The following is a 26,594-nucleotide window of genomic DNA, read 5'->3' on the forward strand; positions in this document are numbered from 1 at the left end:
GGGTCCCTGCGTTCGCAGGGACGACCGCAAAGCCGCGCAAGAACATGACGGCAAAGGGAGCGACCATGGAAGACCTGAAAGTCACCGCCAACGGTTACGACTTCAAACCGGCACAGGCGGCGATGCAGCGCTACATCGACAACAACCTGCTATCGGGCATTTCCTGGGCAGTCATGGTCGGGCGCGACCTCGTCGACGTGAATTGCGTCGGATGGGCCGACAAAGAAGCACAGACGCCGCTCCGGACCGACCACATCTTCCGCGTCTTTTCCAACACCAAGCTAATCACCTCCTGCGCGGTGCTGCTGCTGTTCGAGGAAGGCAAACTGAGGCTCGACGACCCGATCGAAAAGTTTATTCCGCAGCTTGGAAATCGAAAAGTCCTGCGCCCGGGCGCAACGTCCCTTGATGACACGGAGCCGGCGAAGAGCTCGATCACCATCCGTCAGCTCCTGAGCCACAGCTCCGGTCTGAGCTACGGCTTTTTCGATCCGGGCACCGCCATCTATAAGGCCCTCAACGAGCGCGGCGTGCACGATCCGAGGACGACGCTGGCTGACATGGTGGACGTGCTGGCCGGCTTGCCGCTGATCTATCATCCCGGCACATCGTGGGAATATTCGCTCGCCACCGACGTGGTGTCGCGGCTGGTCGAGGTCATCAGCGGCCAGAGCTTCGACAAGTTCATTCAGTCGCGGATCCTCGGCCCGCTCGGAATGGTCGATACCGGCTTCGTCGTGCCGGAAAAGGATCAGGGACGGCTCGTTGCGTACTACGCCGGCGCCGACCTGATGGAGCCGATGAAGCCAGGCCTCACCCGTACCGACAACTCGCCCTTCCCCGGCGCTTATCTGCGCCCGATCGCAAGGCTCAGTGGCGGCGGCGGACTGGTTTCAACGCTACCCGATATGGTCGCATTGATCCGAAGTCTGCTGCCGGGCGGCAAAACCCTGCTCAAGCCGGAGACGATTGCGCAGATGATGACCAACCAGTTGCCGGATGGCCAGTGGATCCGCTTTGCGTTGATGGGCGAACAACCCGGCAAGGCGTACAGCCTCGCCGGCGGATTGATCCTCAAGCCCTCGCCGTTCGATCACCCTGACGCTTCAGGCGAACTCTACTGGGGCGGCGTCGCGGGCACGCAGTGGTGGATCTCGCCGAAAAAGAACATGGCCGGCGTGATGATGGCGCAGCGCCAGATGGCGTTCGTTCATCCGTTCTCGTTCGAGTTCAAGCGGCTGGCGCATGACGCGGTGAAGCAAGACGCCGAGGTTGTCGACTGAGGCAACCACCGATCCATCGTCGTCCCTGCGAACGCAGGGACCCATAGCCACCGGCGGCCATGTTGCGAAAGGCGTCAACCACCCAGCCCGAAAGATAGATCACGCGGTATGGGTCCCTGCGTTCGCAGGGACGACAGCAGCAGCTTACGCCGCCGTCGAAACCACCCTGTTGCGTCCGTCGTGCTTGGCGCGATAGAGCGCCGTGTCGGCGCGCTTGAGCACGTCGGCGACCGGCTCGCCCTTGTGGTCCAGCGTCGCCAGCCCGATCGAGATCGTGACGTCGATGCGCTTGGTGCCCTTGTTGACCGCAAAGGTTTCGCCGGCGATCGAGCGGCGCAGGCGCTCGGCGACCATGCCGGCGACCGTCAGGTCGGTTTCCGGCATCACGATCACAAACTCTTCGCCGCCGTAGCGGCAGGCGAGATCGATGCCGCGGATCGACTTGCGGATACGCACGGCGAATTCGCGCAGCACGTCGTCGCCGGCGTCGTGGCCATAGGTGTCGTTGATGGATTTGAAGAAGTCGATGTCGAGGATCATCAGCGCGAGCGGCTTGCCGCGGCTCGAGGCCTGCTCGGCCAGCGTCGAGAGATGGCTTTCCATGTAGCGGCGGTTATGCAGGCCCGTCAGCGCGTCGGTGATCGCCATTTCGATCGAGTTCTGCACGTTGTCGCGCAGATGGTCAGTATAGCGCCGCTTGCGGATCTGGGTGCGCGCGCGCGCCAACAATTCGTTCTTGTCGACGGGACGCAAGAGATAATCGTTGACGCCGATTTCGAGCCCGCGCAGCAGCCGCGCATTGTTGTCGGCGTCGGAGATGGCGAGGATCGGCAACTGGCGGGTGCGCTCCAGCGAGCGCGCCTGGCTGCACAGCCGCAGGCCGTCGTAATTTTCCAGGCCGAGCGAAACGATCAGCAAATCGTAATTGCCCTCGGCGGCGTGAAACAGCGCTTCCGCCGGATTGATTTCGACGTCGACGGTGTGCTCGGCAGAAAGGATCGGTGCCAGCCGCTCGTAGGACGATGGCCGGTCGTCCACCAAAAGGATCCTGCCGCCGACGCCCTTGTCGGCGATCGCGCTGCGTTCGGGCGCCTCCATGCCGATCTCGAGCGAGGTGATGGCGCGCATCCGCAGCTCATCGGTCATCATCTTCAGCCGCGTCAGGGACCGAACGCGGGCGATCAGAACGATGTCGGACACCGGCTTGGTGAGAAAATCGTCGGCTCCGGCTTCCAGCCCGCGAACGCGATCGGACGGGCTGTCCAGCGCGGTGACGATCACGACGGGAATGAAATGGGTGGCCGGATTGGACTTCAGCCGGCGGCAGACCTCAAAGCCGTCCATGTCGGGCATCATGACGTCGAGCAGGATAATGTCGCATTCGGAGCGCGAACAGAGATCGAGCGCCTCAGCACCGTTGGAAGCCGTCAACACGTCGAAATATTCGGCCGACAGACGGGCTTCCAGCAGCTTCACGTTCGCTGGAACGTCATCGACGACAAGGATACGCGCAGACATCGAAACTCACTCCTACCCGATAAAACGCCGCACGGTTTCGATAAACTTGCCGACGGAAATTGGTTTGGACAAATACGCCTCGCAGCCGCCCTCGCGGATGCGCTCTTCGTCGCCTTTCATCGCGAATGCCGTGACGGCAACTACCGGAATGGCGCGCAACTCCGGATCGTCCTTGATCCAGCGCGTCACCTCGAGGCCAGACACTTGCGGAAGCTGGATATCCATCAGGATCAGGTCAGGCCGCAGCTTGCGGACGAGATCGAGCGCCTCGAAACCATTGCTGGTGCCCGAGGTCTGATAGCCGTGCGCTTCCAACAGGTCGCGAAAGAGCTTCATGTTGAGCTCGTTGTCCTCCACGATCAGGACGGTTTTTGCCATCCCGTCCCTCCCCTCATCTTCAGGAAACAGGTCCGGCCTTTCAGTACGATCTTGTACCGCCGCCGGGCTGCCGAAAAGTGAATTCAAACTAGCGTCAGATTTCGCTCTAAGCCGTTAAACCGATGCGCCAACTTTTGCGAAGTGGTTTCCACTTGCTTGAACAGACTCCGCAGACTCGGGCATGATGGTTCCAAACTAGACACCATAAGTTAACGGAAAGGCAAACCCATCTGTTGAAAAAGCCTGTTCACAACCCCCGCGAAGTGGCTGAAATCGTTGCAGTTCAGGCGCTGAGTTTTATTGCCGGCGATCCCGAAAGGCTGGGCCTGTTCCTGGCCGAAAGCGGCATCGGTCCGGAGACGCTGCGCACGGCTGCTGCCGACCCGCAATTTCTGGCTTCGGTGCTGGATTTTGTGATGCGGGACGATGCAACCGTGAAGGCGTTTGCGAGCGCCTCGCAACTGCATCCGACCAACATCGCCGCCGCCCGCCAGGTGCTGGGCGACCCGCACTGGGAGCGCGACGTGCCGTGAGTGCGCCCGCGGTGTCCTTGGACGGTCCGCGCGCTTTCTGCCGGGATTGCCTCGGCAACCTCGATATCACGGCGAGACGGTGCGGCGGATGCGGTTCCCCGCGCCTCGTCCGCCATCAAGCGCTGCCCTCGCTGACGCTGGCGCATATCGATTGCGACGCGTTCTACGCCACCGTCGAGAAGCGCGACAACCCGGAGCTTGCCGACAAGCCCGTGATCATCGGCGGCGGCAAGCGCGGCGTGGTGTCGGCTGCCTGCTACGTTTCGCGCACCTATGGCGTGCGCTCGGCGATGCCGATGTTTAAAGCGCTGGCGCTCTGCCCGCAGGCTGCCGTGATTCCGCCCGACATGGCGAAATATGTCCGCGTCGGCCGCGAGGTGCGGCACGCCATGCAGACGCTGACGCCGCTGGTGGAACCGCTGTCGATCGACGAGGCGTTCCTGGATCTGGCCGGCACGCAACGCGTTCATGGCATGATCCCGGCAAAAGTGCTGGCGCGCTTTGCCCGCGACGTCGAGCGCGACATCGGGATCACGGTGTCCGTCGGCCTGTCCTGCAACAAGTTCCTGGCCAAGATCGCCTCCGATCTCGACAAGCCCCGCGGCTTTGCCGCCCTTGACCAGATCGAGGCACGCGACATGCTCGCGGACAAGCCGGTCGGCTTCATCTATGGCGTCGGCCCCGCGACCCAGGAGAAGCTGGTGCAGCGGGGTTTTCGCACCATCGCGGACCTGCAGCGCGCCGACGAGGTCGAGCTGATGAAGCAGTTCGGCGGCGAAGGCCGCAGGCTGTGGCGGCTGGCGCGCGGCATCGACGACCGCAGCGTGGTGGCGGACCGCGGCGCCAAGACCATCTCCAACGAGACCACGTTCGAGAACGACATCAAGGATTTTGCAACGCTGGAAAAGGTGCTGTGGCGGCTGTCGGAGAAAGTGTCGTCGCGGCTGAAAAGCAGCGATCTGTCAGGCCTCACCATCACCTTGAAGCTGAAGACCGCGGATTTCAGGCAGCGCACCCGCTCGCAATCGATCCAGGCACCGACGCAGCTCGCCGCCAAGATTTTTGCGGTGTCGCGCGAAATGCTGGCGAAGGAAATCGACGGCACGGCTTTTCGCCTGATAGGCACTGGCGTCAGCGCACTGCGCGAGGGATCGCAGGCCGACGATACCGACATGCTCGATCGCCGCTCGGCCCATGCCGAGCGCGCGATGGACGATTTGCGAAAGAAATTCGGCAATGCCGCTGTCATCAGGGGCATCGCGTATAAGGGGCCGGCCAAAGAGGATGATGAGGAGGAAGAGTAAACCGCTATCTCCTCGTCATTGCGAGCGAAGCGAAGCAATCCATCGCGCCACAAGCGGAGAGATGGATTGCTTCGTCGCTGCGCTCCTCGCAATGACGCTGGGGGCGCCGAAAACGTCAATCGACGACGGCCACGGCCTCAATCTCGATCAGCCATTCAGGGGCCGCAAGCGCCGTTACACCGACGAGCGTGCTCGCCGGCGGCTCCATGCCTTCAAAGAACGCCGAGCGCGCCTTGCCGATGATGGGACGAAGCTCCGGCTTGTAGCCAACGACGAAGGTGGTGATCTTCACGATATCAGCATACCCCGCACCGGCGGCTTTCAGCGCCAGGCCGATATTGTGCATCACCTGTGTCGTTTGCGCGGCCAGATCACCCTCGCCGACCACCCGTCCCTCGTCGTCGGTGGATACCTGTCCCGCGATATAGATCGTGCGCGCCCCTGACGCTACGACGACGTGGGAGTAAGCCGGATTGTGGTGAAGGCCGCTTGGCCGAAGTTGTTCGAGCTTGCTCATGTTTTGCCTCCCTGAGGTGCATGGTTGGGCCGAAGCGTATCCGGGTCCGGCGCTCTCGACCAGATGGGTTCTCGCAGGATGCGAGGCGCGTCGTGGGTTTGAATTGTAATCGCAAGATGCTCTGAGGGATGGCTCGAACAACCAGCCCGGAAGCTCGAGATCCCGGATTCGCGCTAATGCGCGCTCTCAGATGCGCAATTGCGCATCGGGGGATGACGGGCTTTCGCCCGTCACTTGCACGGCTTGGAATCCCTGACGTCGAAGCGGCCCATCGCGCCCGCAATCACGAAGTCGTTGTAGTCGAGCACCAGCGCGCGGGAGACGCCGTTCTCGAACAGCTCGAAAGACATCGCGTAAACCGGCGTCTGCTCGCCGTCTTTTGCCTTGGCGTCGCGGTCGTAATAGCTCACGGTCACGGGCCAGCGGGTCAGCGTCTTCATCTGGTCGTTGGCGGTCGAGGGATCGGGCGAGGCAATGCTGCGGGTGCCCGGAATCGGCTGCCCGATCACCGACAGCGTATTGTAGACCTTCTCGCCATTGTCGGAGCCGTCATAGACCATCAGTTCCAGCACCGATTTGCCCTCGCGCGCGGCGGCGATGATGTGCTGGATCTGCTCGGTCGGGAACACGACCTTGCCGTCGAGTTCGAACGTCTTCGCAACCGGCTGTTTCAGCTTGACCGTGATGCGGTCGCCGACCCGCTCCGCCATGCCGTCGATCGGGGCGGAAGCGGCATCGTTCATCCGGGTGTCGATCTTGAAGCGGTAGCTTTTGCCGGCGGCGTCCTCCCAGGAATGCGAGCGCAGATCGCTCAGCGTCACCTTGCCCTCGCCGCTGTCGAGTTCCGACACCTGGCGAAATTCGGACGTGTAGCCCTCGCAGGCGCTGCCCGAGAAATTGTAGAGGATGCGCCCGCGCGCACCCGATATCGCGTTGGTGCCGCGCGACTTGACCAGCTTCAATTCATACAGCGCCTGATGGGAAAGAAACGGCCCGCCGGCGGCTGCCAGCGCCGGTCCGCTTGCGAAGCCGGATATCAGGGTCGCGGCAACCGTGAACGCCAGAGCACGGACCGGAATCGGGAACGAGCTAGCCATGTCCAGTTTTTTCCTCGAGGGAGATTCGGCTACATTAGTGATGGCTCCATTGCGTCGCAACTAGGGCGGCGCCTGGGGAACGCAGGAATTTGACGCCGGGAAGCCTTGCTTTTCGGCAATTTTACGGAGCGATTTACACTGGCCGCAGCGTCGCGCCGCTGATCTGCCGTCGCTTGCAACCGGCGGCGCGATGCGCGAAACAGTGCGGCCTGATCTCGGGTCAGGAAAGTCACATCAATCGGGGAAGAAAAACATGGCGGGTACGGTCGAACAGAAGCTGGCGGCGCAAGGCATCGTCCTGAACGAGCCGCGCACCCCGATGGCGAATTACGTCGGCTTCGTACGATCAGGCAATTTGCTGTTCGTCTCCGGCCAGGTGTGCGCCAATGCGGAAGGCAAGCTGATCGCCAAGGGCAAGTTAGGCGCCGGCGTCACCATCGAACAGGGCTACGCCGCGGCACAGGGCTGTGGCGTCAACCTGCTGGCCCAAGTCAAGGCGGCGCTGGGCGATCTCGACAAGGTGGTCCGCGTGGTCAGGCTCGGCGGCTTCATCAATTCCGCGCCTGATTTCCTCGACGGACCCAAGGTGCTCAACGGCACCTCCGACCTGATGGTCACCGCCTTCGGCGACAAGGGCCGGCATGCCCGCACCACCGTCGGCGTCGCCTCCTTGCCCTCCGATGCCGCCGTCGAGGTCGACGCCATCTTCGAGGTGTCCTGAGCGGAGCCTCCTCATGCGCGCGCCGGACTGGCTGACGGCACGGCCGGTCGCCCACCGCGGCCTGCATGATATTGCGCGTGGCATCGTCGAAAACATGCCGGCGGCCGCGCAGGCCGCCATCGACGGCAACTTCACCATCGAATGCGACATCCAGCTTTCCAGGGATGGCGAGGCGATGGTGCATCATGACAACGCGCTCGGCCGCCTCACCGAGAGTTCCGGCGCTTTGCTCGGCAAGACCGCGGCGGAACTGAAGGCTGTCAAGTTCAAGCATACGCCGGAGCGCATGATGACGCTCGGCGATCTCTGTTCGCTTGTCGCCGGCCGCGTGCCGCTGGTGATCGAGGTCAAAAGCCACTTCGACGGCGACCGCCGGCTGGTGAAGCGGATGGCGGAGGTGCTGGCCTCGTATGACGGCCCTGCCGTCGGCATGTCCTTCGATCCGGACCAGGTGGTGGCGTTGCGCGAACTGATCCCCGGCCGCGCCCGCGGCATCGTGGCGGAGCGCGAATATACCGCCGACGAGTGGCCGGAAGCGTCAGCCGAACAGCGCCGCGGCATGACGCATCTGCGCCACGCCTTCCGCACCCGGCCGCATTTCGTCGCCTATTGGGTGGATGAACTGCCGGCAGCCGCCCCCTGGATCGCCCGCAATATTTTCGGCCTGCCGCTCCTGAGCTGGACTGTGCGCACGCCCGAGCAACGCCAGCAGGCCGCCCGTTACGCCGATCAGATGATCTTCGAGGAGTTCCTGCCGGGAACCTGATGCGCAGCCGCCCACCTTGAACTCGCCCGCCCGATGCACGATCTTTGAAGCGTTGGCCACCATGCGCGATGGCTGATCGCACGATGGGACCGGTCCGAATTTCTAGATGGCGTCACCCGAAATCACCCTCGAAGCCGTCCCCTCCGTCAGCGACATCAAAGCTGCGGACTGGGACGCCTGCGCCAACCCGAAGCTGGATCCGAACAGCCTCGATAATTTCGACACGCTGGCTGCAAGCGGATCTCAAAGCGATTCCTGCAAGCCCCCCTATAACCCATTCGTCTCCCACGCATTTTTCGCAGCCGCCGAAACCTCCGGCTCGGCCTGCGCCCGCACCGGTTGGGGGCCGCGACATCTCCTGGCAAAGCTCGATGGCGAGATCGCCGGCATCGTGCCCTGCTATCTGAAATCGCATTCGCAAGGCGAATACGTCTTCGACCGCGGCTGGGCTGACGCCTATGAGCGTGCCGGCGGGCGCTATTATCCGAAGCTGCAAGCCTCGGTGCCGTTTACACCCGCCACCGGCCCACGGCTGTTGGTCCGCGACGGCGTCGATCGCGAGCGGATCGGAACCGCGCTGGCGAGCGGACTGATGGCGCTCTGCAACGCGACCAACGCTTCCTCCGTGCATGTAACCTTTGCCCGCGAGGCCGAAGCGAAGTTTTTGGGGGAGCACGGCTTCCTGCAGCGCAACGACCAGCAGTTTCACTGGCACAATGAAGGCTACGGGACTTTTGACGATTTCCTGACCTCGCTGAACTCGCGCCACCGTAAGGCGATCAAGCGCGAGCGGCGCGAGGCCACCGCCGCCGGCATCACCATCCACCATCTGACCGGTACTGACATCACCGAGGACGCGTGGGACGCGTTCTTTGCGTTCTACATGGAGACCGGCTCACGCAAATGGGGCCGGCCCTACCTCACCCGAAAGTTCTTCTCGCTGATCGGCGAGAGCATGAGCCGCGACGTGGTCCTGGTGATGGCCAAACGCAACGGCCGCTGGATCGCGGGCGCCATCAACTTCATCGGCTCGGATACGCTGTTCGGCCGCAACTGGGGCGCGGTCGAGCATCACCCCTTCCTGCATTTCGAGGTCTGCTATTATCAGGCGATCGACTTCGCGATCCAGCGCGGCCTCAGGATCGTGGAAGCCGGCGCGCAGGGCGAGCACAAGCTGGCGCGCGGCTACCTGCCGCAAACCACCTATTCCGCGCACTTCATCGCCGATCCCGATCTGCGCAGGGCGATTGCCGACTATCTGAAGCGCGAGCGCGCCTACGTGGCGGCGGCCGGACGCGAGCTGACCGAGGCGGGCCCGTTCCGCAAGGCGGCCGACGAGGCTTGACCTGTTGAGCGGCCGACGTGAGATTGAAGCAAAACCCTGAGGGAAAAAGCCATGCCCGCCTATGACACCAACAACCCCTTCGCGAAAATCCTGCGCGGCGAGTTTCCCTGCCACAAGGTCTATGAGGACGACCACGTGCTGGCCTTCCTCGACATCATGCCGCGTTCGCCGGGCCACACGCTGGTGATCCCGAAGACCCCTGCCCGCAACATTCTCGACATCACGCCTGACGATTATGCCCACGTCGCGCGCGCCGCCCACAAGATCGCCGCCGCCGCCATGAAGGCCTTCAAGGCCGACGGCATCACCGTCCAACAGTTCAACGAGCCCGCTGGCGGGCAAGTCGTTTTCCACCTGCACATGCACGTGATGCCGCGCCACGATGGCGTAGCCCTGCTGCCGCCCGCGAGCCGCAAGGAAGACATTAAGGTGCTGGAGGACAACGCGACCAAACTGGTCGCGGCGCTCGGGTAGATTGCAAGCCTACTGTCGTAGCCCGGATGGAGCGAAGCGCAATCCGGGAAAGTATCCGACGTTTGTAACACCTGCCCAGGATTTCGCTTCGCTCCATCCGGGCTACTCGGATCTACTCCGTCTCGAAATCCCCGGGCTGCGGCGGCGCCAGCGGCGTGAATTCGCAGCGGTCTGGCTTCACGTCGAGCAGCGGCGTTTCGTCGAGGCAATCGAGGCCGCGCACGAGGATAACGTTGCCTTCGATCTTGACGAACTTCACGATCGAGGTGCCGATCGGATTCGGCCGCACCGGCGAGCGCAGCGAGAACGTGCCGCGGGTTTTCTGGTTGTTCTTCGGGCTTTGCAGCACCAGATCGCGACGCGACTGGTGCAGCCAGTAGATCACTTCGAGACTCTCGTAAAAATCCACGCCCTTGATCGCGGGCACCCAGGGATCGAAAATCTCGAGACGACAGACCGGGCCGTCCAGGCGGCCCTGCCGCGGGGTTTCCAGGCGCGATTTCCAGGGCGTGCGGATGCGGCCGATAAACACCAGCCCGGCATCGCGAGCCGGCGGCATGTCGACGGTGATTTCGCCGTCGCGGACTTCACTTTCTCGAACCATTCTCTAATGCTCTTACGCTTTGACGCGTTTTCTTCACGCGAACCGGTACCCACTTCGCTCGAAAACGCTAATCGAGTGAAATGTTGAGAGCCTTTATCACGCCCGCCCAACGCGCGCGATCGGTCGCAACGAATTTATCGATCTCGGCCTGGGTTTTGGGCCGCAGCGGCAAATACCCGACCTTCTCGAGCGATGTGCGGAATGTATCATCGCCCAAAGCCTTGTGCAGACTGGCCGTGAGCTTTTGCGCGATATCGTCAGGCAGTTTCGACGGCGCTGCGATGCCGAACCAGACGCCGACGACGTAATCGGGATAGCCGCTCTCCGCCACGGTCGGTACATCGGGCAGGTCGGGAATGCGTTGCGCCGAGCTGACCGCGAGCGGCCGCAGCAGTCCACCCTTGACCGGCGGCAGCGCGGTGCCGAGCGTGTCGAACATCACCTGGATATTACCCGACAGCAGGTCAGTCAGCGCAGGTCCTGCGCCTTTGTAAGCCACATGAACCATGTCGATACCGGCCATCTGTTTGAACATCTCACCGGCAAGGTGAATGGTGCCGCCGGTGCCGGCCGACCCGAAGTTCAATTTGCCGGGATTTTGCTTGGCATAGGCCACGAACTCCTGGATCGTCTTGGCAGGCACGGACGGATGAACTTCCATGACGACAGGCAGGTCTGTGATCAACGCCAGCATCCGGAAATCCTTGGCGGGATCGTAAGGCAGCTTTTTGTAGAGCAGCGGGTTGAGCACGAAGATCGACGCCGCCGTGAAAAACAGCGTGTAGCCATCGGGTTCGGCGCGCGCCGCGGCTTCGGCGCCGATTGCGCCCTGCGCGCCGCCCTTTTTCTCGACGACGACGGCTTGCTTCAGGTCGCGGGCAAGATATTCGCCGACCATGCGTCCCAGCACATCGGTCGGGCCGCCCGCAGCATAGGGCACGATCAGCTTGATCGGGCGCACCGGATATTCCGCCGCATGGGCCAGCGGCGCGGCCCAGACGAGAGCGCCCACCAGCGCCGATAATTTCAGCCAGTTCATTTCGTTTCCCCGACGTTTCTTATGCGCCGGACAGTACCGGATTATCCGCCGCCTGCAATCAACCGAGCCACCATTTCCCGGCCAGCAGGACGATCTCGCCACAGACCACGCCGGCAAAGATCGAGCGTCGCGTCAGCATGAACACCGCAAAACCCGCCGCAACCGCGCCGTAGCGCAGCCAGTCCGGCACGCCTGCCAGCGCGCCCGGCGGCTGCACCAGGATCTGCGCGATGACGCCGGCGAGGATCGCGGTCGCCACCGCCCTCACCCACACCAGAACTTCCGAACCCTCGTCGACGCCGGCCCCGAACCACAGCCCGGCCATGCGCCAGACTTCGTTGGGCAGGAAGCCTGCGAGCACCAGGATCAACAGCGCGTGCGGGCTTCCGAAAAACTCGCTCATGCGCGCCCCCTCTCCCGCCACCAGTGCACGCCGTAGGCGATGGTGCCGGCGGTGACGCCGCTGATCAAAATATCGACGCCGGTATGCAGCATCGACACCAGCGGAAACAGCGCGATCCCAAGCACCAGCGCCAGCACGTCCGATATCTGCCGGCAGTTGCGCGCGGTCGAAAGCAAAAACGCCAGCGGCGTCAGCAGCAGTATCGCCGCTGCAAACAGCGGCGGCAGGTTGGCGGCAAGGCCATAGCCGAGCGTGGTGGCGACCATGCAAACGCTGAGAAGCCCGCAGCCAAGCCCATGCGTGAACGCAATTCGCCGCTCGCGCGGCACCTTTGGCAGCAGCCGGTAGCATTCGACCCACAGGGTGACGGCGATGAAATGCGTCACCAGCACCAGATGACGGCGTTTTGTCTGCGGCGTCTTCATCAGCGGCAGCACCGACACCACCATCGGAAACAGCCGGATCGCACTCACGGTCACCGCAATCGCCGCCTGTACCGCGGTCGCGCCCGACCCCAGCGTCGAGATCAGGATGATCTGCGCCGGACCCGCCCAGACCAGCAGCGTGCTGCCGAGCACCCAGCCCAGGCTGAAATGGCTGTCATGGGCCAGCGCACCGATGCCGAGATAGGTCGCAAACAGCACCAGCGTCAGCACAGTGGACGCGACCGAACTCATGCCCCATGCGAAGGCGCGGATGGGGCTTTTCCATTGGGGAGAAGAGAGCGGAGGCAGCGCCACGGGTGACCGGATGGAGATTTGAATCGTCGCGGGCATAGGGCTGGTGAAAGCAACCCGCGTCAAGCAAGCGCCGCTCAGGGCGGCTATGCAGTAGTCCCGTAGCCCGGATGGAGCGCAGCGCAATCCGGGAATCTCACAAGTGGACAAGCCTCCCCGGATTGCGCTTCGCTCCATCCGGGCTACGACTTGTGCATCATCCCGGCACGCCCCTGTTGCGCAACACAAAGCACGCCCCGCCCGCTTTGCGAATGCGGTTGCAGAGGTCGTCGGCGGCAGGCCGCGTGTCGGCGCCAATCCGCACCTGGTAGAAGGCGCGCGTGCCGCGGCTGCGCATGACCGAAGAGAGCAGGCTCGGGTCCTGGTCGCCGATCACGGCGCCCAGCCGCTTCATCGCACGGGCGTACATTGCGAGCGCCTTGCCGCGGCTGAAGCCGGCGGCAAGCTGCACGCCCCACACTTTCGCGGCACCGAGCGTGATGCGGTTCTCAAGTTCGGTGATGAAGGGACTGGGCGCCTGCTTCAATAGCGCCATCAAGTCGCGACAGCTCGACGTCGGTATCCGCTCCGGCGTCCTGCCGCCCTTCTGCGCACTGGCCCAATCCTCGACCGTGGAGCCCGTGATGGCTACGACGTAGTTGCGCGTCTCCTGCGGCATCGGCCCGGTACCTGCAAGCCATTCCTGCACCCGCCGCGGGCCAGCATTATAGGCTGCAGCCGCCAGTCCCAGATTGCCGAACTGGTTGCGCAGCTCGTCCAGGAACTCCGCCGATTTCGGCAGCGCCTGCACGGGACTGAAGGGATCGAGCAGACCGCGCTCGCTCGCGGTGCCCGGCATGAACTGCGCAATCCCCTGCGCGCGCTGGCCGCTGCGCGTCACCGGCCCGATCGCGTCGGAGCGGAAGCGGCTCTCCTGCCAGATCACGCGGGCGAAGAATTCGAGCGGCAGGTTGGAGGCTTTCGCGGCCGACTCGATCATCAGGCACATCGCCTCGCGCGTGTCGCTCTCCCGCGTCCCGTCAGCCGGCTTCTGCTCCGGTATCGCGCGTGGCTCGACGCTCAATCGGGTAGCCTCACCCGCGTCCTCGGCGCAGGCAGGCGCAACCGAAGACAAAAGCGACACCGTGCACCACAGGGCGCGAAGAAGCCGGCCTCTTTGCATGGTAAATTGCAATCCGAGAGAGCGTATAGCGGTAAGATCGCTAGTCAAACGATCACGGCCAGCCAGTGGATCCGCGGTTCCACCGCACCACAACACCTTTTTTGCGCTGCAATTGTTCCGAAATCCGCGCCATCGGAACCGCGTTAATTTACGTTAATGCCGCATTTTGCGTCAGCCGGTCTTTTACGGGGCACAAAGCGGGGTAAAAGTCTCCCTCTTTGTTGGGAGACATTCAATGCGGGACCGGCGCGAGAGCGTGCGCGACAAGGTAATGTATGGCGGCGTCGCCGAGATCGGCGAACGCGGCGCGACGCGCGAATGCATCGTCCGCAATATTTCCGATCACGGCGCGACCATCGAATTCAGCAATGACGTCCAGTTGCCGAAAGAGCAGCTCTCGCTGCGCATCGCGCGCAAGGGCCGCTCCTTTATGGCCAAAGTGGTCTGGTGGCGCGACAATTTCGTCGGCGTCGCATTCAGGGCGGAAAGCCCGGCCGAGCCGGTGTCCGATCTCGCGGAGCGGCTGCGCAGAAGCGAGATCAAGAAGCGCCAGCTCCAGCGACAGATCGACGAACTGCTCGGCGAGCGCTGAGCGCTCGCGGGGCACCATAGGTAACGCAACAGACATCCCGCGGTGCCGCAACGGATATCAACCACCGCCCAAGCGTTGGTTTGGCGGGCAGTTAGACATCAAGCAGTCAGGCATCAAAAAGCCGGCGGTCTCGCGACACGCCGGCTTTTCGTTTTGGATTGAGGCCACTTACACCTTGACCAGCGGGCCCTTTGAGGCCGGCCCCTTGGACCCGCCGCCCCCGTTGGGGCCGCCCGGTTTCGGCTTGCGCTTGCGGGCGCCAGGCAGCTTCTCCGGCTTCGGCGTGACCGGTCCTTCGACGAACTCGAAGCCGATCTTGTCCTTGCCTTCCGCGCTCGCCTCGTCCTTGACCAGCACGACGCGGACGTGGCCGCCACCCTTCAGGTGACCGAACAGCACCTCGTCGGCCAAGGGCTTCTTGATGTGCTCCTGGATCACGCGCGCCATCGGACGCGCGCCCATCTGCTCGTCGTAACCATGTTCGATCAGCCAGGCCTTGGCGAGGTCCGACAGCTCGATGGTGACGTCGCGGTCGGCGAGCTGCGCCTCGAGCTGGAGGACGAACTTCTCCACCACCATGCCGATGACGTCGGCATTAAGATGGGCGAACGAGACGATCGCATCCAGCCGGTTGCGGAATTCCGGCGCGAACTGCCGGTTGATCGCTTCGTGGTCGTCGCCTTCCCGCCTGTTGCGCGTGAAGCCGAAGGCCTGGCGCGCGAGGTCTGCCGCGCCTGCGTTCGTGGTCATGATCAGGATCACGTTGCGGAAATTGACCTGCTTGCCGTTGTGGTCGGTGAGCCGGCCGTGATCCATGATCTGCAGCAGCACGTTGTAGAGATCCGGATGCGCCTTCTCGATTTCGTCGAGCAGCACCACGCAATGCGGATGCTGGTCCACGCCGTCGGTCAGCAGGCCGCCCTGGTCGAAGCCGACATAGCCGGGAGGCGCGCCGATCAGGCGCGACACCGTATGCCGCTCCATATATTCGGACATGTCGAAGCGAAGCAGCTCGACGCCGAGCGAGGCCGCTAGCTGTTTTGCGACCTCGGTCTTGCCGACGCCGGTCGGACCGGAGAACAGGTAGGAGCCGATCGGCTTCTCCGGCTCGCGCAAGCCGGCGCGTGCCAACTTGATCGACGCCGACAGCGACTCGATCGCCTTATCCTGGCCAAACACCACGCGCTTGAGCGTCTGCTCGAGATGCTTCAGCACCTCGGCATCGTCCTTCGATACGCTCTTGGGCGGAATCCGCGCCATGGTCGCGATCGTGGTCTCGATCTCCTTGATGCCGATGGTCTTCTTGCGCCGGTTCTCGGCGACCAGCATCTGCGCCGCGCCCGACTCATCGATCACGTCGATCGCTTTGTCCGGCAGCTTGCGGTCGTGAATGTAGCGCGACGACAGTTGCACCGCCGCCTCGATCGCCTCGTTGGTGTATTTCAGCCGGTGGTAATCCTCGAAATAGGGTTTCAGACCCTTGAGAATCGCGATGGCGTCTTCCACCGTCGGCTCGTTGACGTCGATCTTCTGGAACCGGCGCACCAGCGCGCGGTCCTTCTCGAAATGCTGGCGGTATTCCTTGTACGTCGTCGAACCCATGCAGCGGATCGTGCCGGACGCCAGCGCCGGCTTGAGCAAATTGGACGCGTCCATCGCGCCGCCGGAAGTGGCGCCGGCGCCGATCACGGTGTGGATTTCGTCGATGAACAGGATGGCGTTCGGATGTGCCTCCAGTTCCTTCAGCACCTGCTTCAAGCGCTCCTCGAAGTCGCCGCGGTAGCGCGTGCCGGCGAGCAGCGTGCCCATGTCGAGCGAGAACACGGTGGCCGCCGCCAGCACTTCCGGAACTTCGGAATCGACGATGCGCTTGGCGAGCCCTTCCGCGATCGCGGTCTTGCCGACGCCGGCCTCGCCCACGAACAGCGGATTGTTCTTCTGCCGGCGGCACAGCACCTGGATCGCGCGGTTGATCTCGGAATTGCGCCCGATCACCGGATCGATCTTGCCGTCACGCGCCTTCTTGTTGAGGTTGACGCAATAGGTCTCGAGCGCCTCGCCCTTCTTCTTGGCGTCCTCGTTGCCCTTGGCCTCGGTCTCCTCGTCGACGCCGCGCACGGGGCGCGCTTCGGAAACGCCCGGCCGCTTGGCGATGCCGTGGCTGATATAGTTGACCGCGTCGTACCGCGTCATGTCCTGCTCCTGCAGGAAATAAGCGGCATGGCTTTCGCGCTCCGCGAAGATCGCGATCAGCACGTTGGCGCCGGTCACTTCTTCGCGACCGGAAGACTGGACGTGAATCACCGCGCGCTGAATCACGCGCTGGAATCCGGCGGTCGGCTTGGCGTCGTCGGCGCCGTCAGTCACCAGATTTTCGAATTCGGTTTCGAGATAGTTGACGAGGCTCGTGCGCAGCTTGTCGAGATCGACGCTGCAGGCGCGCATCACCGCCGCCGCATCCGAGTCATCGATCAGCGAAAGCAGAAGGTGTTCGAGCGTCGCGTATTGATGATGCCGCTCGTTTGCAATCGCCAGCGCACGATGCAGGGATTGTTCAAGGCTTTGGGAAAAAGTTGGCATTCGCGTCCTCTATGGCCCCCGGTCATCATGATCGCCATTACCCGGTCAGGCAACAACAACCTTCGTCATCCCCTGTCATATAGTTACCTGCGATCGTGGCGAAAGACCGGTTCCGCAAGTGTGGTTTTCTTCTAAATTCACGCGCCACGGCTCACGGCACGCGACCCTCCCCCCGAAAAACTACCGGGAATACGATCGGCTTCAGTCAACACCGATCGATGCAAGACCGTTCCTTCTGTCCGGCCGGGTCGAGAGCCGCACGCGGCTATTTTTTTTCCATCACGCATTGCAGGGGATGCTGGTGCTTGCGCGCAAAATCCATCACCTGCGTGACCTTGGTCTCGGCAATCTCGTAGGTGAACACGCCGCACTCGCCGATCCCGTGATGATGCACATGGAGCATGATCTTGGTGGCCGCTTCGGCGTCCTTCTGGAAGAACTTTTCCAGCACATGAACGACGAACTCCATCGGCGTGTAGTCGTCGTTCAGAATCAGGACGCGATACAGGTTCGGGCGCTTGGTCTTCGGCTTGACCTTGGTGATGACCGACGTCGACGGCCCACTGGTTCCGGTATTGCGGTTCTCGTCATTGCTCATTCGGGGAGCAGAAGCAGATGACGTTACCGGCACGGACGGACAAGCTTTGAAGGTTGGCTGCAACATGGCTCAGGCGTTTGAAATTCCAAAAAGGGGTGACCGGAGCGCATCCTGGCCCACTCGCGATCGGCTCTGGCGTGAGCCACCGCAAGCACCCAGCAACGCTTTTTTCCAGATCGCCGCTCCCGGTCCGACCCGTTGGCCGGGTCGGCACCTGGAATATGGGTCTGCCGCCGGACCGCCGCAAGCGCATTGACGCTGGCTGACACGATCCCGGACCGGCCCGATTCCCGGCTCGGCTATCCGGACCAAGGTTAATCGTTTCTGCCGGATTTGACAAAGGACAGCGCCGCCCGTTTAGCCGCCGTTGACGATAGCAGGTGCTTTTGGCGGCCGGTTTGGCGATGCACAGGGTTTGACCCGTTTTTGGTGGAACCGGTTTACCGCCTGTTTAGCGGCCCGGGCGGAAATGGCCACAGAAATCACATTTGCGGTGAGAGCCATGCTCGATACAGTCGTTTTCCGTCGCCTTCGTGCGGCCGCCCGCCGGTTCGCCGGCGCCAACGACGGCAATATCGCGATCCTCTTTGGGATCGCGATCATCCCGATCATCACTTTCGTCGGGGCGGCGGTCGACTACACCCGCGCCGTCAACGCCCGATCCTCGATGCAGGCCGCCCTCGACTCCACCGCCCTGATGCTGGCGAAGGACCTGACCGAGGGCACCATCAGTACCTCGGAAATCTCCAAGAAGGCAGACGAGTATTTCAAGGCCCTCTACACCAACCCGGAAGCCAAGTCGGACCCAGTCACCGCGAGCTACACGCAGACCTCCGGCAACGGGTCGACCATTCTGGTCGAGGGTTCCGGCGCCATCGACACCGGTTTCATGCGGGTCGTCGGCTTCCCGACCATGGATTTCAAGGCCAGATCCACCTCGGCCTGGGGTAACGTGCGCATGCGGGTCGCGATGGCGCTCGACGTAACGGGATCGATGGCGGACGACGGCAAGATGCCTGCGATGCAGAAGGCCGCCAAAGCCCTGGTCGATCAGTTGAGCAAGCTCGCGAAGAATGACGGCGACATCTACATTTCGATTATTCCCTTCGCCAAGGACGTCAACCTCGGCACCAGCTTCAAGGATGAGAGCTGGATCGACTGGGATGTGTGGACCGATCAGAACCCGGAATGGGGGACGTGCAGCAACACCAAAAAGAAGACCAAGAGTGACTGCCTGACCAAGGCCAGCAGGGTCTGGACGCCGGACAAGACCAAGTGGACCGGCTGCGTCACCGACCGCACGCAGGCTTACGATACCAAGAACGACGCGCCGAGTTCGACGAACGCGCCGACGATGGTTGTCGCCGAAGAATATACTGGAAAGGATCGGTGGGGGAACACCATACGATACTGCAAGACAGGCGCCAGTGCCTATATGCCACCGATCATGCCGCTGAGCTACGACTGGACGGCGCTCAAAACGTTGATCGGCAACTTGCAGCCCACCGGTAATACCAACCAAGGCATCGGCATGGCATGGGCCTGGCTGACGCTCGGCGTAGGCGTACCGCCGTTCAATGCCCCGCCCAAGGACACGGCGAACTATACCTACAAGGATGCCATCGTCCTGCTGTCGGACGGCCTGAACACGCAGAATCGCTGGTATTCGAACGCGTCGCAGATCGATGCCCGCCAGAAGATCCTGTGCGCAAACGCGAAGGCGGCGCCGCACAACATCGATATCTACACCGTCCACGTCAACACCGGCGGAGATCCGGAGTCTGTCGTGCTCAAGGGATGCGCCAGCGGCCCAGACAAGTTCTACCACATCACCGATCCCGACCAGACCGCATCGGTGTTCAATTCGATCGGCCAGTCGCTGGCCAAGCTGCGCGTCTACAAATAACTGCCTCGTCGAGGCGCCAAGAATTCGAACAAGAAAAAGCCCGGCCACAACGGCCGGGCTTTTTTATTGTCGAAGTATCAGATCGCGAACGAATTAGTGCGAAGCCGGGTTGAACTTGGAGACCAGGCCTTCGTAGGGCTTGAAGGTCTGCTTGGCGAGATCGGTGTAGAGACCCGCGATCTTCTGCGATTCCGCGACGAAGGTCTCGTAGGAAGAGCGTGCGAATTCGGTCTGCGCTTCGATCGCCTTGTCCAGCGACTTCACGCCGGAGAGCTTTTCAACGTACGACTTGGTGTCTTCGAACGACTTCTTGGCGTAATCGCCATAGGCAGTCGCGATCGCCTGAACGCCGCTCTGCAGGTTGCTCGCGGAAGCGGCAACCGATTCGAGATGCTCTTTGCCGTAGTTCTGAATGTCTTCAACCTTGACCATCATGGAGTCCTTTCCCAGACTGCAGGTGTAAACCGATTGCCGGGAGGTCCCGGCCCCCTGACCACCACCCATATATGTGCACCGCACAATAAAGTCAAGAAATATTGTGCGACGCACAAATGTGGCCGATTAGCGCAAAAATCCGGGATCTTACGCAACGGTTAATTAATCTTTTGGAAACCCGCCCCGCCTAACCTGCTTCCTGGACTTGTTCGCCTTCCGACACGCAGCCTAAAAGCTGTTTGTAAACAGTAGCTTATCTAGAAAAGCGATCTGATTGGCCAACCGGGCCGCGCGTAATGGCCGGATCGGTAGTCCGAACAGGGAAACGGCAGTGGTTGGTGAGCACAATTTTGCCTCACGAGCCGGTGATCAAGACAGAAATTGGGACGGGGAAGTAAATGCTTCGTACAACCTTGGCTTCCTCGCGCGCGTTGCGCGTGTGCGCCCTCGGGCTCATTACATTCACGACCGCGATACTGATCAGCAGCGAGAGCGCCGAAGCGCGCCGCTCCAAGCATCGTCGCCATCACATCGTCCGCGAAAGCTACAGCCCGCAATTCTCCTCGATCATCGTCGACGGCAATACCGGCGCGGTGCTCTCCTCGAACAATCCCGACGGCGTCCGGCGCCCGGCTTCGCTGACCAAGATCATGACACTCTATCTGCTGTTCGAGCGCCTCGAATCCGGCAAGATGAAGCTCGATACCGAAATGGACGTGTCGGAGTTCGCTTCCGAACAGGCGCCGACCAAGCTCGGCCTGCGGCCCGGCCAGACCATCAAGGTCGAGGACGCCATCAAGGGCCTGGTGACGCGCTCCGCCAACGACGCCTCCGTCGTGATCGCGGAGGCCATTGCCGGCAGCGAGGCCGATTTCGCCAGGCTGATGACGCGCAAGGCGCGCGCGCTCGGCATGAGCAAGACCACCTATCGCAACGCGTCCGGCCTGCCCAACGACGAACAGCTCACCACGGCGCGCGATCAGGCCACGCTCGGCCGCGCGATCCAGGACCGCTTCCCGCGTTACTATCGTTACTTCTCGACCTCCGTGTTTGCCTATCGCGGCCAGTCGATCCGCAACCACAATCGCCTGCTCGGCAATGTCGAAGGCGTCGATGGCATCAAGACCGGCTACACCCGCGCCTCCGGCTTCAACCTCGTGAGCTCGATGCGCCGGGGCAACCGCCACCTCGTCGGCGTGGTGCTGGGTGGCCGCAGCGGCGGTTCGCGCGACGCCACCATGCGCAACCTGCTGGCCGAAAACCTGGAGAAGGGCGCGACCAAGCGTACAGTGGCCGCGATCACCGAGCGAAATCCCGCCGACGGCACCGTCGATGTGGCCGAAGCCGAGACCGCTTCGCGTCCGGCGGAGGTGGCTCAGTCCGGCAGCGCTCTCGCCGCCGCCGAACCTGGGCTCGCGGCCATGCAAACGACCCGCTCGATCGCGCCGGCAAAGCCGTCGCTGATGGCGGCGGCCGCCGCTGCCCTGCCCTCGCCGCCCGCCAAGGTCGAGCAGAACAAATTCGAGCCGCAAGCCAAGCCCGAACCCGCACCATTGACCAGCGGCGTCATCCAGTCTCAGGCGATCTCAGCTATTCCGGGCTCGGCTGAGCCGATGAAGCCGGTGAAGGTCAAGACGGTTCAGGTCAAGGCCGGCCCAATGAAACTGGCGTCCGCCGGCGGCTCGCAGCCGGTAGCACCGCCGGTCACCAACGCCATCCCGGCCCGCTCGGAAGTCGCCGAGACCTCCAGCGCCGTTGTCGCAAACACCGCCGAGGCCAAGGCCGAAGCCGCCAGGGAAGCCCTCAGGGCGGCCATGCCGCAGCAGCCGGCTGGTCACGGTACCGGAAACGGCGTGCTCGGCGTGCTGCCCGCTTCCAGCCTGGCACATGCGCCCTCGCAAGCCCCACACGCGCAGACGCTCGCCTATGCCGATCCGGCGTCTCGTGCCCAGCCGCAGACCGTGCAACAGAACGACGCCGTCAAGACGGCCGCGCCGGCGGTGGTCCGCACCGGCTGGATCGTCCAGGTCGGCGCCCTCGAAAGCGAAAGCGAAGCCAAGCAGCGGATCGATCTCGCCCGCACCAAGGCCAGCGGCCTGCTCGGCAAGGCCGATCCCTTCACCGAGCCGGTCGTCTCAAAGGACAACCGCACGCTATACCGCGCCCGCTTCGCCGGTCTCGATCGCGATTCTGCCGAAGCGGTGTGCCGCGCGCTCAAGCGCGCCGACATTTCCTGCATGACCGTTCGCAACTGACCGGACTTCTCGTTAAAATTGGCAAAGCCGGCGCCGCAAGCGCCGGCTTTGTTGTTTTCTAAACACAGTCGGCGCGGCTCTCGCACAATCACGTCCGATGCGGCCGGCGAAAACTTCTCGTCAAGAATTTACGGTTAAGTTTCCCTGCAATGGACGATCGACCACGCCGGACAACGGCGGGCGATGTGGGGCGTCAATCAGAGAATGGCACGGAAGCAGCTCTCGGTTTGTAGCGTCGGTGGCGTGAGCCGGAGTTAGCTAAAGATGCGTGCGAAGAAGGGTATCCTTGGCCTCGTTTACACGGGCAGCGAGGTACGTCGAGCCCCCCTGATCGGGATGCAGTTTCTTCATCAGGGCGCGGTGCGCCCGGCTGATGTCGTCACGCCCCGCGCCCGGCTGCAGGCCAAGGATCTGATAGGCCTCCTCGTCCGTCATTTTTCCACTCGCCGCCGCGCGGCGCTGCCCCCCTGCCGGGTCGCCTTGCGCGTTCTGACGCCAAGCGGGAAACCGGCGGTCAAGATAGCTTTCAAGTAAGGCGACACTCTCGGCGTCGAAAGCCGGTATCATCGCGATCAACTGCGGCAGGTCGAACGCGTCGAGCGAGCGCCCGGCATTCGGTCCGTCCACGATCTGGCCCGACAGTTCGCCACTGTCGTGATCGAGGCGCATGTCGAGAAACTGCGAACGCACGCGCGAGGCCTGTCCCGTCGAGCGCTGCGCTCCGCCGAAGAGCCCCCCGATATTGCTGAAGCCGCCCGACCCGAACGGCGACCAGCCGAGCAGCCCGGCGCCGAAGATACCGAGCGGAATCGCCACCGCAAGTTCGCCGCGCAGGCCGGTAAAGGCCGCGACCGCCAGCGCGACGACGCCGCCCACGATCTTGATGCCGCGCGCGAGCACGACCGGATTGGCAGCACGAAACATCTGCAGCAGCAAGTAGAGAAGGACAACGGCGACGACGCCGGCAATCAGGGTTGGCATGGCTCTAATATAGCGGCATCGGCGCCGAAAAGCATGGCGCTCGTCTCGCTGGCAACCAAAGTCGTAATCACTTCATCTGGCCGATCAGCGCGGCCGCGCCGCTTGCGGTTTTCGACAGCGCCAGCAGCGCTTCGCGCCCGCCAGCGGCATACGCTGCGGCGGCGCGCAGGAGCTCGCGCAACTGTGCAGCGGCGCCGGGATCGAACCTGCACCATGCGCCGCCGGTGAGCCGCGCAATCTCGCGGAAGGCCTGTTCGGCTGCGGCGTCGTGGCCTTCCTGAAACATGAACACCGGCACCTTGAGCAGGCCGAGTTCCCCGGCCCTGGCGCAGAGATCGTCGACCGCCTCCTCCATGGCGTCGCCGACGAACACCATGGCGCGCACGCCGGACGCCACCGCCTCGCGGCGCGCCTCCGACAGCACCTTGCCGATCTGGGTGTTGCCGCCCTGGCAATCGATCTTGCCCATCAATCTTGCCAGTTGCGCGGAATCGGAGATCCAGCCCGTGGCGCGGCATTCGTTGAAGCCGCGGTAATAGACCAGCCGTATATCGAGGCTGCCGAGCGAAGCCGCCTCGCGAAACATGTCGGCCTGCAGCGCGCAGGCCATATCCCATGTCGGCTGCCGGCTCATGGTGGCGTCGAGCGCAAAGACCAGCCTTCCCCTGGCGCCCGCTCGGTGCGGCGACATTGCGCGCGCTTTCGCGACGAAGGCTGCGATGTCGTCCGACGCCGACGGCTTGGTCTCCGGCAGCGGACCGCCTTTACGCGCCTCGGCCTTTGCCGACGCAACATCGCCTGCCGATTTCGGTTTGGTAGGTTCGCCGGTCATGAGCGCTCGCTTGTAAGCAGCAAGCTCTATGTGGGACGAAGCCCTTCGCCGGTCAATGCACCGGACGGTGACACAGCCGCAAACCCAGGACGACCGCCGGCCGCCTAGTTCGTAACCGGCTTGTTGGGCGTCGGATTGCTGGCCAACGGGACGGACAGCGGCACCGGTCCCGGGCTGGCGGTCAGAACATCAGGCACCTTGGTCGGCACGGGCTTCAATACGCCGCTCTTGTCGGACTCGTCGAGGAACCTGTCGAGCATCGACTGGATCGAGGATTTGGCAGCGTCAGGCCCGGTGTCCCGCATGTCGTTATGCTGGAAGCCAGTGTTCACGACCGTGATCCCGGACTGCTCGCACTGCTCGTCGTCGGGCACCACGCCAGGATCGGCCTTGAAGTTCGTATCCTTGGAACGGAACGACAGGATCTTGAACTTGCCGTCGGTCAGGAACGGCACGCGCAGATTGTCCAGCGTCACGACCTTCTTGATCTCGTCGGGAAACTCCTTGGCGAAATACATCGTGATGTCGCCGCCCATCGAGTGGCCGACCATCGTCACTTTCTCATAGTCGGCGTTGGGCTGGACCTTCTTCATCTCGTGGATGGCGAAATGGATGTTGGCGACGCCGCGCTGAATCTGCGGCAGACGGCCGACATAGAGCTCGCCGACCTTGGTCACCATCGGCGGGTCGGTCGGCAGATCGTGCTGTGGGCTGATCGCAAGATAACCGCGCCAAGCGAAGACGTTTGCAAGAAACGAGTACTCGGTGTGCTTGACGGTGTTGCCGTGATTGAGGATTGCAACCGGCAGCTTGATCAAGCCGGTATTGGCCTGCATTTCCTTGTCACGGCGAACCGCAACGTTGACCGCCACTAGGCGATTGTCGCGATCGGGATCGTGGAAGGCGATCGTCTCATGCCGGATCGCCCACTTACTCGCGGTGAAATACGCGACAGCGACCAGCACGGAGAGTGAAAGCAGAACGAGAATTCCACGTTTCATGTTCGTCTTCGTCCTCGCGCCCCGTTAAGGGCTATCCCTGTTTGAGACTCTTTCGGTCCCTTCTTGATGATATATGTCACGGTGGCGTGACATAAAGGCCAAATGTTGTGTATTGACCGCCTGATCATTGTGCGGTGCACTTGTATATTGTGCAGCCGCTCAATCCCCACAAATTTGACCCGTCTTTTCCTTACGACGCCTCCAATCAACCTTTGGTTCGAGGGCTAGATAAAAGTCTAATGAAAACGGAGTAATGTCTCGTTGGTTCCCGGGAACCCAACCCGGCCCGGTGCGACAATACCGGCGCCTTCGAAAACTTAGACTGTCGTGTAAATGACGAGCTTCAGTGCGCCGGGTCGTCATTGGCCTGGAAGCTCGCATACTCCAACCTCGATCATTTCGAGATCACGGCCTTCGATCTCGACCGCGCCAATGAGGCCGTGGCGCATGCCTCCGGCCACAGCAGTCCCTTCAGAATGACGGTGATCCAGCCGCGACAATGCCGGCAGACCGGCAGCTTGTTGGAGGTCAGGCGCTGATGATGTCGCCGATAATGTCGTGGACTTCGAGCGGCTTGTCGACCTGGGTGAACCATTCGGCACGGTTGGCGGCCCGGCGGCGGCCGCGTTCGTCGAGCGGCAGTTTCAACTGACGCAACAGGCTGGTCACTTCCTCGCGCGCCGTGACGTGGCCCATGCTGGGTCGCGTGCCGAGGGTGGCCTCGTCGATGTCGTCCAGCGCCGTCAGCCCGCGCGGGAAGAACTCGCGGTAGACCACCCGCTCGGCAAATCCGTCGATCGAACGGAAGCCGAGCCGCAGCGAAAGGTCCTTCAGGCTGTCGGCGACGAGCTGCTTGTTGCGCGAGCCGATCATCGACAGGCGGTTGCGCACCACGATCCAGTCGGTGGTGGCGCCGTCGATCTGGCGGCGCTTGCGCCTGACGTCGCGCACCATCTCCGCATAATGGCTCTCGCCGGTCACGGAATAGGTCGCGGGATCGACGGTGCCGAGCACGTCGAAATCGAGGAAACTGTCGTTGATCGGGGTCACCAGCGTGTCGGCCATCGAATGCGCCAGACGCATCAGGTAGGAGTCGGAACCCGGCGTATCGATCACGATGAAATCGAAGGCGCGCTCGATTGCGCTCACCGCCTCCATGAACTGCTGGAACTCGGAATTTTCATTGTCGGCGATCTGCATCGTCTCGCCGAGCTTGACGCAGTAGTGCACGGGAATTTCGAGGTCGAGACCGGTGCGGCGCGCCCACGCGCTCCGGTTGGCGATGTAGCGGGTAAAACTCTGCTGGCGGCAGTCGAGATCGATGGTGGCGACACGCTGTCCGGCCTTCAGCAGGGCAACGGCGATATGCAGGGCAGAGGTGGATTTTCCCGAGCCGCCCTTCTCATTGCCGAGCACGACAACGTGCGCCGAACCGAACTGACCCTGACTCGCCTGAACCAACATGATTCAACCCCCACTCGATATCTTCAAATCACGCGCGGCTGCACGTCAAGTGAAATGCGCGACGACGCA

Annotated in this window: 27 protein-coding genes; 11 read left to right on the forward strand and 16 right to left on the reverse strand. The window is 62.8% G+C overall.

Features of this window, described 5'->3' with window-relative positions:
• Positions 1-65 precede the first annotated feature (65 nt).
• Positions 66-1,283, forward strand: coding sequence for a serine hydrolase (locus tag IVB22_RS17765; protein ID WP_247518608.1), 1,218 nt, complete (start codon positions 66-68; stop codon positions 1,281-1,283).
• Positions 1,284-1,427: 144 nt separating this feature from the next.
• On the opposite strand, the gene IVB22_RS17770 is transcribed toward IVB22_RS17765, so the two are convergent.
• Both IVB22_RS17770 and IVB22_RS17775 read right to left on the reverse strand, forming a co-directional pair.
• Positions 1,428-2,801, reverse strand: coding sequence for a PleD family two-component system response regulator (locus IVB22_RS17770; protein ID WP_247518609.1), 1,374 nt, complete (start codon positions 2,799-2,801; stop codon positions 1,428-1,430).
• Positions 2,802-2,813: 12 nt separating this feature from the next.
• A complete protein-coding gene (locus IVB22_RS17775; RefSeq protein WP_027538546.1) occupies positions 2,814-3,179 on the reverse strand; it encodes a response regulator in 366 nt (121 codons plus the stop codon).
• 233 nt (positions 3,180-3,412) lie between these two features.
• On the opposite strand from IVB22_RS17775, the gene IVB22_RS17780 reads away from it, so the two are divergent.
• Complete coding sequence (locus IVB22_RS17780; protein ID WP_108517834.1) at positions 3,413-3,712, forward strand: DUF3572 domain-containing protein; 300 nt, start codon at positions 3,413-3,415, stop codon at positions 3,710-3,712.
• A complete protein-coding gene (locus IVB22_RS17785) occupies positions 3,691-5,016 on the forward strand; it encodes a DNA polymerase IV (protein ID WP_249805256.1) in 1,326 nt (441 codons plus the stop codon). Before IVB22_RS17780 ends, IVB22_RS17785 begins: the two co-directional genes overlap by 22 nt.
• Positions 5,017-5,131: 115 nt before the next feature.
• Here the strand turns inward: IVB22_RS17785 and IVB22_RS17790 are convergent, their stop codons facing one another.
• Both IVB22_RS17790 and IVB22_RS17795 read right to left on the reverse strand, forming a co-directional pair.
• Positions 5,132-5,533 carry a RidA family protein gene (locus IVB22_RS17790; protein WP_247518611.1) on the reverse strand — a complete coding sequence of 134 codons (402 nt, stop codon included), beginning with the start codon at positions 5,531-5,533 and terminating at the stop codon, positions 5,132-5,134.
• A gap of 230 nt (positions 5,534-5,763) precedes the next feature.
• On the reverse strand, positions 5,764-6,630 hold the full coding sequence (locus IVB22_RS17795) for a cell envelope integrity EipB family protein (RefSeq protein WP_247518612.1): 867 nt from the start codon (positions 6,628-6,630) through the stop codon (positions 5,764-5,766).
• Positions 6,631-6,883: 253 nt separating this feature from the next.
• Between IVB22_RS17795 and IVB22_RS17800 the strand changes: the two genes are divergently transcribed.
• The 4 genes from IVB22_RS17800 (at position 6,884) to IVB22_RS17815 (ending at position 9,936) form a co-directional block, all read left to right on the forward strand.
• Positions 6,884-7,351 carry a RidA family protein gene (locus IVB22_RS17800; protein WP_171582077.1) on the forward strand — a complete coding sequence of 156 codons (468 nt, stop codon included), beginning with the start codon at positions 6,884-6,886 and terminating at the stop codon, positions 7,349-7,351.
• Between the two features lie 13 nt (positions 7,352-7,364).
• Entirely contained in the window at positions 7,365-8,117 is a 753-nt protein-coding gene (locus tag IVB22_RS17805) for a glycerophosphodiester phosphodiesterase family protein (protein ID WP_247518613.1), read from the forward strand.
• 106 nt (positions 8,118-8,223) lie between these two features.
• Positions 8,224-9,462 carry a GNAT family N-acetyltransferase gene (locus IVB22_RS17810; protein ID WP_247518614.1) on the forward strand — a complete coding sequence of 413 codons (1,239 nt, stop codon included), beginning with the start codon at positions 8,224-8,226 and terminating at the stop codon, positions 9,460-9,462.
• Positions 9,463-9,513: 51 nt separating this feature from the next.
• Positions 9,514-9,936, forward strand: a complete 423-nt coding sequence (locus tag IVB22_RS17815; RefSeq protein WP_247518615.1) for an HIT domain-containing protein — start codon at positions 9,514-9,516, stop codon at positions 9,934-9,936.
• Between the two features lie 112 nt (positions 9,937-10,048).
• On the opposite strand, the gene tsaA is transcribed toward IVB22_RS17815, so the two are convergent.
• From tsaA to IVB22_RS17840, 5 genes are all read right to left on the reverse strand, one after another.
• A complete protein-coding gene (gene tsaA / locus IVB22_RS17820) occupies positions 10,049-10,540 on the reverse strand; it encodes a tRNA (N6-threonylcarbamoyladenosine(37)-N6)-methyltransferase TrmO (RefSeq protein WP_247518616.1) in 492 nt (163 codons plus the stop codon).
• A 67-nt stretch (positions 10,541-10,607) separates the two neighbouring features.
• Positions 10,608-11,579, reverse strand: a complete 972-nt coding sequence (locus tag IVB22_RS17825; protein ID WP_247518617.1) for a tripartite tricarboxylate transporter substrate binding protein — start codon at positions 11,577-11,579, stop codon at positions 10,608-10,610.
• Between the two features lie 58 nt (positions 11,580-11,637).
• Positions 11,638-11,982 carry an AzlD domain-containing protein gene (locus IVB22_RS17830; protein ID WP_247518618.1) on the reverse strand — a complete coding sequence of 115 codons (345 nt, stop codon included), beginning with the start codon at positions 11,980-11,982 and terminating at the stop codon, positions 11,638-11,640.
• Positions 11,979-12,722, reverse strand: a complete 744-nt coding sequence (locus IVB22_RS17835; protein WP_247518619.1) for an AzlC family ABC transporter permease — start codon at positions 12,720-12,722, stop codon at positions 11,979-11,981. Before IVB22_RS17835 ends, IVB22_RS17830 begins: the two co-directional genes overlap by 4 nt.
• 193 nt (positions 12,723-12,915) lie before the next feature.
• The gene (locus IVB22_RS17840) at positions 12,916-13,881 is read right to left on the reverse strand and encodes a lytic transglycosylase domain-containing protein (RefSeq protein WP_247518620.1); all 966 of its coding nucleotides are present in this window, start codon (positions 13,879-13,881) and stop codon (positions 12,916-12,918) included.
• A gap of 235 nt (positions 13,882-14,116) precedes the next feature.
• Here IVB22_RS17840 and IVB22_RS17845 point away from each other — a divergent pair, with 235 nt between their 5' ends.
• On the forward strand, positions 14,117-14,473 hold the full coding sequence (locus IVB22_RS17845) for a PilZ domain-containing protein (protein ID WP_247518621.1): 357 nt from the start codon (positions 14,117-14,119) through the stop codon (positions 14,471-14,473).
• Positions 14,474-14,641: 168 nt separating this feature from the next.
• On the opposite strand, the gene clpA is transcribed toward IVB22_RS17845, so the two are convergent.
• Both clpA and clpS read right to left on the reverse strand, forming a co-directional pair.
• Positions 14,642-17,053, reverse strand: a complete 2,412-nt coding sequence (gene clpA, locus IVB22_RS17850; RefSeq protein WP_247518622.1) for an ATP-dependent Clp protease ATP-binding subunit ClpA — start codon at positions 17,051-17,053, stop codon at positions 14,642-14,644.
• A gap of 265 nt (positions 17,054-17,318) precedes the next feature.
• Entirely contained in the window at positions 17,319-17,651 is a 333-nt protein-coding gene (clpS, locus tag IVB22_RS17855; protein ID WP_247518623.1) for an ATP-dependent Clp protease adapter ClpS, read from the reverse strand.
• A gap of 502 nt (positions 17,652-18,153) precedes the next feature.
• Between clpS and IVB22_RS17860 the strand changes: the two genes are divergently transcribed.
• Positions 18,154-19,557, forward strand: a complete 1,404-nt coding sequence (locus IVB22_RS17860) for a pilus assembly protein (RefSeq protein ID WP_247518624.1) — start codon at positions 18,154-18,156, stop codon at positions 19,555-19,557.
• A 93-nt stretch (positions 19,558-19,650) separates the two neighbouring features.
• On the opposite strand, the gene IVB22_RS17865 is transcribed toward IVB22_RS17860, so the two are convergent.
• Positions 19,651-19,989 (reverse strand): phasin family protein, encoded by a 339-nt coding sequence (locus IVB22_RS17865; RefSeq protein WP_247518710.1) that lies wholly within the window; start codon positions 19,987-19,989, stop codon positions 19,651-19,653.
• Positions 19,990-20,390: 401 nt separating this feature from the next.
• Between IVB22_RS17865 and IVB22_RS17870 the strand changes: the two genes are divergently transcribed.
• Positions 20,391-22,247: a D-alanyl-D-alanine carboxypeptidase gene (locus IVB22_RS17870; RefSeq protein WP_247518625.1), complete on the forward strand. Its 1,857-nt coding sequence runs from the start codon at positions 20,391-20,393 to the stop codon at positions 22,245-22,247.
• 258 nt (positions 22,248-22,505) lie between these two features.
• On the opposite strand, the gene IVB22_RS17875 is transcribed toward IVB22_RS17870, so the two are convergent.
• The 3 genes from IVB22_RS17875 to IVB22_RS17885 form a co-directional block, all read right to left on the reverse strand.
• On the reverse strand, positions 22,506-23,228 hold the full coding sequence (locus IVB22_RS17875; protein WP_247518626.1) for a DnaJ domain-containing protein: 723 nt from the start codon (positions 23,226-23,228) through the stop codon (positions 22,506-22,508).
• A gap of 67 nt (positions 23,229-23,295) precedes the next feature.
• The gene (locus tag IVB22_RS17880) at positions 23,296-24,060 is read right to left on the reverse strand and encodes a VWA domain-containing protein (RefSeq protein ID WP_247518627.1); all 765 of its coding nucleotides are present in this window, start codon (positions 24,058-24,060) and stop codon (positions 23,296-23,298) included.
• Between the two features lie 104 nt (positions 24,061-24,164).
• Positions 24,165-25,061, reverse strand: a complete 897-nt coding sequence (locus tag IVB22_RS17885) for an alpha/beta fold hydrolase (RefSeq protein WP_247518628.1) — start codon at positions 25,059-25,061, stop codon at positions 24,165-24,167.
• Between the two features lie 362 nt (positions 25,062-25,423).
• Here IVB22_RS17885 and IVB22_RS17890 point away from each other — a divergent pair, with 362 nt between their 5' ends.
• Entirely contained in the window at positions 25,424-25,600 is a 177-nt protein-coding gene (locus IVB22_RS17890; protein WP_247518629.1) for a hypothetical protein, read from the forward strand.
• On the opposite strand, the gene IVB22_RS17895 is transcribed toward IVB22_RS17890, so the two are convergent.
• Entirely contained in the window at positions 25,590-26,525 is a 936-nt protein-coding gene (locus IVB22_RS17895; RefSeq protein ID WP_247518630.1) for a division plane positioning ATPase MipZ, read from the reverse strand. The genes IVB22_RS17890 and IVB22_RS17895 overlap by 11 nt on opposite strands.
• Positions 26,526-26,594: the final 69 nt, after the last annotated feature.

Source organism: Bradyrhizobium sp. 190 (assembly GCF_023073415.1).
Classification (GTDB): domain Bacteria; phylum Pseudomonadota; class Alphaproteobacteria; order Rhizobiales; family Xanthobacteraceae; genus Bradyrhizobium.

Coding starts and splice junctions, on each gene's coding strand:
- IVB22_RS17765 (WP_247518608.1), top strand. CDS start 66: ATGGAAGACCTGAAAGTCACCGCCAACGGTTACGACTTCAAACCGGCA.
- IVB22_RS17770 (WP_247518609.1), bottom strand. CDS start 2,801: ATGTCTGCGCGTATCCTTGTCGTCGATGACGTTCCAGCGAACGTGAAG.
- IVB22_RS17775 (WP_027538546.1), bottom strand. CDS start 3,179: ATGGCAAAAACCGTCCTGATCGTGGAGGACAACGAGCTCAACATGAAG.
- IVB22_RS17790 (WP_247518611.1), bottom strand. CDS start 5,533: ATGAGCAAGCTCGAACAACTTCGGCCAAGCGGCCTTCACCACAATCCG.
- IVB22_RS17795 (WP_247518612.1), bottom strand. CDS start 6,630: ATGGCTAGCTCGTTCCCGATTCCGGTCCGTGCTCTGGCGTTCACGGTT.
- IVB22_RS17800 (WP_171582077.1), top strand. CDS start 6,884: ATGGCGGGTACGGTCGAACAGAAGCTGGCGGCGCAAGGCATCGTCCTG.
- IVB22_RS17805 (WP_247518613.1), top strand. CDS start 7,365: ATGCGCGCGCCGGACTGGCTGACGGCACGGCCGGTCGCCCACCGCGGC.
- IVB22_RS17810 (WP_247518614.1), top strand. CDS start 8,224: ATGGCGTCACCCGAAATCACCCTCGAAGCCGTCCCCTCCGTCAGCGAC.
- IVB22_RS17815 (WP_247518615.1), top strand. CDS start 9,514: ATGCCCGCCTATGACACCAACAACCCCTTCGCGAAAATCCTGCGCGGC.
- tsaA (WP_247518616.1), bottom strand. CDS start 10,540: ATGGTTCGAGAAAGTGAAGTCCGCGACGGCGAAATCACCGTCGACATG.
- IVB22_RS17825 (WP_247518617.1), bottom strand. CDS start 11,579: ATGAACTGGCTGAAATTATCGGCGCTGGTGGGCGCTCTCGTCTGGGCC.
- IVB22_RS17830 (WP_247518618.1), bottom strand. CDS start 11,982: ATGAGCGAGTTTTTCGGAAGCCCGCACGCGCTGTTGATCCTGGTGCTC.
- IVB22_RS17840 (WP_247518620.1), bottom strand. CDS start 13,881: ATGCAAAGAGGCCGGCTTCTTCGCGCCCTGTGGTGCACGGTGTCGCTT.
- IVB22_RS17845 (WP_247518621.1), top strand. CDS start 14,117: ATGCGGGACCGGCGCGAGAGCGTGCGCGACAAGGTAATGTATGGCGGC.
- clpA (WP_247518622.1), bottom strand. CDS start 17,053: ATGCCAACTTTTTCCCAAAGCCTTGAACAATCCCTGCATCGTGCGCTG.
- clpS (WP_247518623.1), bottom strand. CDS start 17,651: ATGAGCAATGACGAGAACCGCAATACCGGAACCAGTGGGCCGTCGACG.
- IVB22_RS17860 (WP_247518624.1), top strand. CDS start 18,154: ATGCTCGATACAGTCGTTTTCCGTCGCCTTCGTGCGGCCGCCCGCCGG.
- IVB22_RS17865 (WP_247518710.1), bottom strand. CDS start 19,989: ATGGTCAAGGTTGAAGACATTCAGAACTACGGCAAAGAGCATCTCGAA.
- IVB22_RS17870 (WP_247518625.1), top strand. CDS start 20,391: ATGCTTCGTACAACCTTGGCTTCCTCGCGCGCGTTGCGCGTGTGCGCC.
- IVB22_RS17875 (WP_247518626.1), bottom strand. CDS start 23,228: ATGCCAACCCTGATTGCCGGCGTCGTCGCCGTTGTCCTTCTCTACTTG.
- IVB22_RS17880 (WP_247518627.1), bottom strand. CDS start 24,060: ATGACCGGCGAACCTACCAAACCGAAATCGGCAGGCGATGTTGCGTCG.
- IVB22_RS17885 (WP_247518628.1), bottom strand. CDS start 25,061: ATGAAACGTGGAATTCTCGTTCTGCTTTCACTCTCCGTGCTGGTCGCT.
- IVB22_RS17895 (WP_247518630.1), bottom strand. CDS start 26,525: ATGTTGGTTCAGGCGAGTCAGGGTCAGTTCGGTTCGGCGCACGTTGTC.